Here is a 6,202-nt window from a genome sequence, read left to right as displayed (position 1 = left end):
GTGTGGGGGATTCTGACATGGGTGGTCCTTGAGGTGAGAGGGGGAATGGCGGGTTCACGGGTCGGTCAGCGGAGTCGGGTGCGTAGGGCGATGCCGGAGGAGACGTCCTGCGCATTGGGGCTGGTGCGTCCGTCGACGTCGGCCAGTGTCCATGCCAGACGTAGCGCCCTGTCGGCGCCGCGAAGACTGAGACGCTGCTGTTCCACGGCTCGGGAGAGTGGTATCAGCGCCTTGCCCGAGGTATTGCGGCGAAGCCATTCCCCGCTGGCCTTGGCATTGCACGGCCAGTCTTCGAATCGGTAGCGTTCGGCCGCGGCATTGCGGGCTTCGACCACTCGGGCGCGAATCGTGGCGCTGGACTCGGCCGGGGTCTCGCTGATCGGAACGAACGTGGCGATGGGCGGCACGGTGATCTGGATGTCGATGCGGTCGAGAATCGGACCGGACAGACGATTCCAGTATCTGGTGCGTTCCTTGACGCTGCACACGCATTTCTCGCCGGTGCCCCAGCCGAAGCCGCACGGACACGGATTGGCGGCCATGACCAGTTGGAATCGGGCCGGATAATGGGCATTGCCCTTGGACCGGGAGATCGCCACATACCCCGTCTCCAACGGTTCCCGAATGGTCTGCAGCACACGCGGCGGGAATTCCGGCGCCTCGTCCATGAACAGCACGCCATTGTGCGCGCGGGTGATGGCGCCGGGGCGGGCCATGCCGGATCCCCCGCCGACCAGTGCGGCCACGCTGGCGGTGTGGTGCGGCGCCTCGTAGGGCGGCACGTCGGTGATGCCGTATTCGGTGAGCGTGCCGCACAACGATCGGATCGAGGCGACCTCCAACTGCTGGCGTTCGTTCATCGGCGGCATGATCGTGGGCAGACGCGAGGCGAGCATCGTCTTGCCCGCTCCGGGAGGCCCCACCATGATGACATGGTGCCCGCCGGCGGCCGCCACCTCCAACGCCCACTTCGTATGCTCCTGACCCATGACCTGATCCATGTCCAGTCCGGTCGTCGACGTGCCGTCCGCCATCTCGCCGTTCAACGGGTCGTCGAATGAAGGCATGCGTAGCTCGTAGGGATTGTCCGGGATCCGGTAGCTGGCCTTGCCACCCATATGTTCGATGAGTTCGCCTACGTGACGGACCGGTACGACGTCGATGTCGGGCACGAGTTCGGACTCCTCGAGATTGCCTTGGGGAATGAACGCCCGGGTTATGCCGCTGTTGCGCGCGTGCAGCAGGATCGGCAGCAGGCCGGCCACCGGCAGTACCGTGCCGTCGAGTTTGAGTTCGCCCAGCACCAGCGTGTCGGCGAGCGAATCGTGGGGGATCGCGCCGCCCGCGCACAGCACGCTTGCCGCGATCGCCAGATCATGGGCCGCGCCGCTTTTGGGCAGGGACGCCGGAGATAGGTTCACGGTCACGCGCGTCTCCGGCCAGGAGAAGCCGGCGGAGGCGCAGGCCGACTTCACACGCTCGCGGGCTTCCGACAGTGAGGTGTCGGGCAGACCGATGATGCTGAAATACGGCAGCCCGGGGGAGATATATGCCTGCATGCTCACGGTGAACGCCTTCAATCCGTTCAGACCTACGGACAGCGTGGTGCCGATGCGCATCAGAACGCCCCTGGAATCAGTTGCACCTGCGGGGCGCGACGTGAACCGTGCACGCTGATGGCCAGCACATCGAACCGTACGGATTCATGGGGAACGGTTCGTCCGTGCTCCTGCAGCCATTGAATGCCGGCACGGCGAAGCGTGGTCTGCTTGTGGGCGTTCACCGCGGACTGGGGACTGCCGAAACTGGCGTTGCGTCTGGTCTTGACCTCCACGAACGAGAGACGGTCGTCGGGGGTGACCGCGATGATGTCGAGCTCGCCGTAGCGGGAACGCCAGTTGCGGTCCACGATGCGCCAGCCGCGACGCTCAAGCCAAAGGACGCCGTAGTCCTCGCCGAGTTCGCCGAGTCGCTTCGGCGCGAGCCCTGGTTCATGCAACGCGGCGGTGAGTCTGTTGAATTGCTCGAAGGGGTTGGGGATGGAGGAGCCGGTGACGGTGCCGGATCCGGCCATGAGGAAGGAGATGCCGGTGGGTGCTGGGGTGGTGATTGAATCTGTCATGATTCGAGTCCACCACCGTGCGATGCGGTTTGGCCAGGGAGACGCGGGGATGTGGTCGAATGTGGCCCCCTTCCCACGAGGTGGCGGAAAGGGATGGGACGTGGCGGCTCCCCTCAGTCCGCCGTAGGCGGACAGCTCCCCTCGGGGAGGGGAGCCATGGGCGGATGATCCGTAGGCGGACGATTTCCCTCGGGAAGGGGAGCCATGGGCATTGGGGACGGTTACTTCACCAGGTCGGTGAGTTCGCCGAGGCTGAGTTCGAAGCTCACGCCGCGCTCCTCGAAGTGCGGCTGGTTGCGCGTGGACTGCATGGCGGAACGGACGAATTCACCGGCGATGCGGGCGCTGTCGGTGAGCGTGCGACCGGCCATCACGGCACCGCACAGCGCCGAGGCGAAGGCGTCACCGGTGCCGTGGATCATGTACGGCAGCTTCTCGTGCGCCAGCTCGAGCACGCCGTCGGTGCCGGCGGCCGTGGTGGCCACATAGTTGCGGATCTTGCCGTCGCCGCGATCGATGCCCTTGAGCACCACGCTCTTGGCGCCCAGGTCAAGCAGCGCTCCTACCCAGTCGGTGGCCTCTTCGGGGGTCAGGTTCTTGCCCGGGTAGTCGCGTCCCGTCAGGATCGAGGCCTCGGTGAGGTTCGGCATCAGCACATCGGCGCCGTCGGCCAGCGCGCCCATCGCCTCGCACAGTTCGGCGGTGTACGTGGGGTACATGTGACCGCCGTCGCCCATCACCGGGTCGACCAGACGCAGGGCGTTCGGGTACTCACGGTACAGGCGCTGGATGATGGCCACCTGATCGGCGCTGCCAAGGAATCCGGAATACACGCCGTCAAGCTCCACGCCCTCCTTGACCCAGGCGTCGAGATAGTCGTTCAGGATATCGGTGGTGTCGTGGAACGTGTAGTCCTTGTACATGGTGTGCGCGGAGAACAGCGCCGTGGGCACCGGGCACACGTCGCATCCGGCCGCCGACAGGATCGGAATCGCCGCGGTCAGCGAGCACTTGCCATAGCCGCACATGTCGTGCACGGCCGCGATGCGGGGGATGTAAGCGGGATCACGCTGGTAGAGCACCGCGTCGTCGTTCGTGGTCATGGTTCTCACCTTTCTCGAAGGTCTCATGGTCGTGCCCGCACGCCGGAGAACGTCGGGCCGTTCCCGTCCAGACTACCGTTGCTCGACGATGACCGGCTCGGCGGCCTTCGGCGTGTCACACGCAAAAACCGCGTCGAAAGGGCGTCATGCGCCCATGGCAAACCCTTTGCGCCCTCACGGGTTGGGAAAAGGCTATAACCAAGCCCGATAGCGAAAAGCCCGTTTCGGCTTGAAACCAAGCCCTTCGACCGCATATTGTCACTACCAACAACACAACAACCCACCACACAAGGAGACAATCCCATGGCTGAAGCCAACAAGAACTACCGCTTCGAAACCCTGCAGCTGCACGTCGGTCAGGAGCAGGCCGATCCGGCCACCGACTCCCGCGCCGTGCCGATCTACGCGACCACCAGCTACGTGTTCCACAACTTCGACCACGCCGAGGCCCGCTTCGGACTGGCCGATCCCGGCAACATCTACGGTCGTCTGACCAACTCCACGCAGGGTGTGTTCGAGGATCGCATCGCGGCCCTCGAAGGCGGTACCGCCGGCATCGCGGTGGCCTCCGGTGCTGCGGCCGTCGAGTACGCGGTGCGCAACATCACCCAGTCCGGCGACCACATCGTCTCCTCCAAGAACATCTACGGCGGCACCTTCAACCTGCTCAAGCACACGCTGCCGCGCGACGGCATCACCACCACCTTCGTCGACCCGGAGGTTCCGCAGAACTTCGAGGACGCCATCCAGGAGAACACCAAGCTCGTCTACTTCGAGACCTTCGGCAACCCGAACGCCGACCTGCCGGACTTCGAGGCCATCTCCGAGATCGCCCACAAGCATCATCTGCCGGTGATCGTCGACAACACCTTCGCCACCCCGTACCTGTTCCGTCCGCTCGAGCACGGCGCCGACGTGGTCGTTGAGTCCGCCACCAAGTTCATCGGCGGCCACGGCACCACGCTGGGTGGCGTCGTCGTCGAGGGCGGCAAGTTCAACTGGGCCGAGGTGCCGGGCAAGTTCCCGACCCTGACCGAGCCGGATCCCTCCTACCACGGCCTGAACTTCTACGAGGCCCTGGGCGGCGCCGCGTTCGTGACCCGCATCCGCGCCATCCTGCTGCGCGACACCGGCGCCACGCTCTCCCCGTTCGCCGCGTTCCTGCTGCTGCAGGGCACCGAGACCCTGTCGCTGCGCGTCGAGCGCCACGTGCAGAACGCGCTGAAGGTCGTCGAGTACCTGCAGACCGTGCCCGAGGTCGAGTCCGTGTCCCACCCGAGCATTCCGGGCCGTCGCGACCATGAGCTGTACAAGAAGTACTTCCCGAACGGCGCCGGCTCCATCTTCACCTTCGACATCAAGGGCGGCAAGGACGCGGCACGCGTCTTCATCGACAACCTGCACCTGTTCAGCCTGCTGGCCAACGTCGCCGACGTGAAGAGCCTCGTCATCCACCCGGCCTCCACCACGCACTCCCAGGAGACGCTGGAGGAGCTCGAGGATCAGGGCATCCACCAGGGCACCATCCGCCTGTCGATCGGCACCGAGAACATCGAGGACATCCTCGACGACCTCAAGGCCGGCTTCGAGGCCGTGCGCAAGTCCGGTCTCGCCAAGTGACGAATCGCTGACGGGGGAACTTACTCGCGCATAAGAATACGGGCGTGCACCGCTGGGGGAGCGGCGCACGCCCTTCTATTGTTTCCACACGGATTCATCCCGCAATGATCGATGTCGATCGCCATCCCGCCGCCGTGCGTCGGCGTCATCGGCCTCGGATCAGTCGGCGCCGCAGACGCTGTCCATGAACTCGCGCACGTAGATCAGCGCGGAGCCGATCACGTCCTGATCGGGGTGGCAGACGCTCTTGCGGATCGTGAAGTCATCGTCGGGGAACGCGCTGATCCGCAGCACGCGGTCGCGCAGGTCGGCGATGTCGTCGGTGGTGAAGAACTGTCCGGCCTTGCCGCCCACGATCACGTCGCAGTTGAGCACGGTGCACATGTTCTTGATCGCCAACGCCAGATGATCGAGATAGACGCCGAAGATGCGACGATGCGCATACTCGTCGTCGCGCACCTGATTGAAGAACTCGTCCAGCGTCTCGTCACGATGCTCGAGCAGCACGCGCGCCGAACAGTACACGTCCGCACACCCCTTCTGACCGCAGTAGCAGTCGTCGCCGTCCGGCACCAGGGTCATATGCTCGATCGTGCCGTTCTTCATCGTGCCGCCCTGCCGCAGCCGGCCGTCGATGATCACCGCGCCGCCCATATACGGTTCGAGATAGATACACAACGCATCGCTGATCGACGGATCCATCCACAGCTCCGCCATGGCCGATGCGTCGGAATCATGGATGAACGTGCACGGCACCGTAAGCTCACGGGCGAACTCGTCCACACTCAGACCGGTATTGCCCAGAATGTCGCCGAACGCGATGCTGCGCCCGTCGGCGGAGACGATGCCCTGCATGCAGAAGGCCACGCCGATCACATGCTCGCTGTCTTCGCCCAACGATCCGATGAACTGTTCGATGAGCTGACAGATACGGTGATAGTAGGCGTGCGCATGTCGATAGGGGAGACGGCCGGTGGCGCGCTTGATGCACGTGCCGCGCAGATCCACCGCGCACAGGATGATCTGCCGGGCGGTCATACGCACGCCGATGGCGATGGCGGCACGATTGTTGAACGTGTAGATCTGCGGCTTGCGCCCACCGGTCGACTTGAGAAAGCCGCCGCGGCGAATCAGCCCGTCGGACTCCAGATCACGTAGGTTCTGCGTGATCGTGGGCAGACTCATGTTCAGGGCGCGCATGATGTCCTGTTTGGACGAGCCCTGATTGCGGTAGATATGGTCAAGCACCTGATGGCGGTTGTGCACCTTGACCTGCGCCGTTGTTGCAGTTGCCAATCGAAAAGCCTTTCTTCCCGGTTCATTGTATCGGTGACGACGGGCAATGGGCGAACATCAG

The 6,202-nt window shown here is 64.5% G+C and carries 5 protein-coding genes; 1 reads left to right on the top strand and 4 read right to left on the bottom strand.

Annotated elements, in window-relative coordinates:
- Positions 1–65: 65 nt before the first annotated feature.
- From D2E23_RS02200 to D2E23_RS02190, 3 genes are all read right to left on the bottom strand, one after another.
- Positions 66–1,619, bottom strand: a complete 1,554-nt coding sequence (locus tag D2E23_RS02200; RefSeq protein ID WP_126029342.1) for a YifB family Mg chelatase-like AAA ATPase — start codon at positions 1,617–1,619, stop codon at positions 66–68.
- Complete coding sequence (locus tag D2E23_RS02195) at positions 1,619–2,122, bottom strand: YraN family protein (protein ID WP_241227176.1); 504 nt, start codon at positions 2,120–2,122, stop codon at positions 1,619–1,621. The genes D2E23_RS02200 and D2E23_RS02195 overlap by 1 nt, the downstream gene beginning before the upstream one ends.
- Before the next feature lie 221 nt (positions 2,123–2,343).
- Positions 2,344–3,225 carry a pyridoxamine kinase gene (locus D2E23_RS02190; protein ID WP_126029341.1) on the bottom strand — a complete coding sequence of 294 codons (882 nt, stop codon included), beginning with the start codon at positions 3,223–3,225 and terminating at the stop codon, positions 2,344–2,346.
- A gap of 303 nt (positions 3,226–3,528) precedes the next feature.
- Between D2E23_RS02190 and D2E23_RS02185 the strand changes: the two genes are divergently transcribed.
- Positions 3,529–4,845: an O-acetylhomoserine aminocarboxypropyltransferase/cysteine synthase family protein gene (locus D2E23_RS02185; protein WP_126029340.1), complete on the top strand. Its 1,317-nt coding sequence runs from the start codon at positions 3,529–3,531 to the stop codon at positions 4,843–4,845.
- A gap of 159 nt (positions 4,846–5,004) precedes the next feature.
- Here the strand turns inward: D2E23_RS02185 and D2E23_RS02180 are convergent, their stop codons facing one another.
- Positions 5,005–6,141, bottom strand: a complete 1,137-nt coding sequence (locus D2E23_RS02180) for an ROK family transcriptional regulator (RefSeq protein ID WP_126029339.1) — start codon at positions 6,139–6,141, stop codon at positions 5,005–5,007.
- Positions 6,142–6,202 lie beyond the last annotated feature (61 nt).

The organism is Bifidobacterium callimiconis, assembly GCF_003952005.1.
Lineage (GTDB): Bacteria > Actinomycetota > Actinomycetes > Actinomycetales > Bifidobacteriaceae > Galliscardovia > Galliscardovia callimiconis.
The sequence above is the reverse complement of the archived record's forward strand: the minus strand, read 5'-3'. Positions and strand labels throughout refer to the sequence as shown.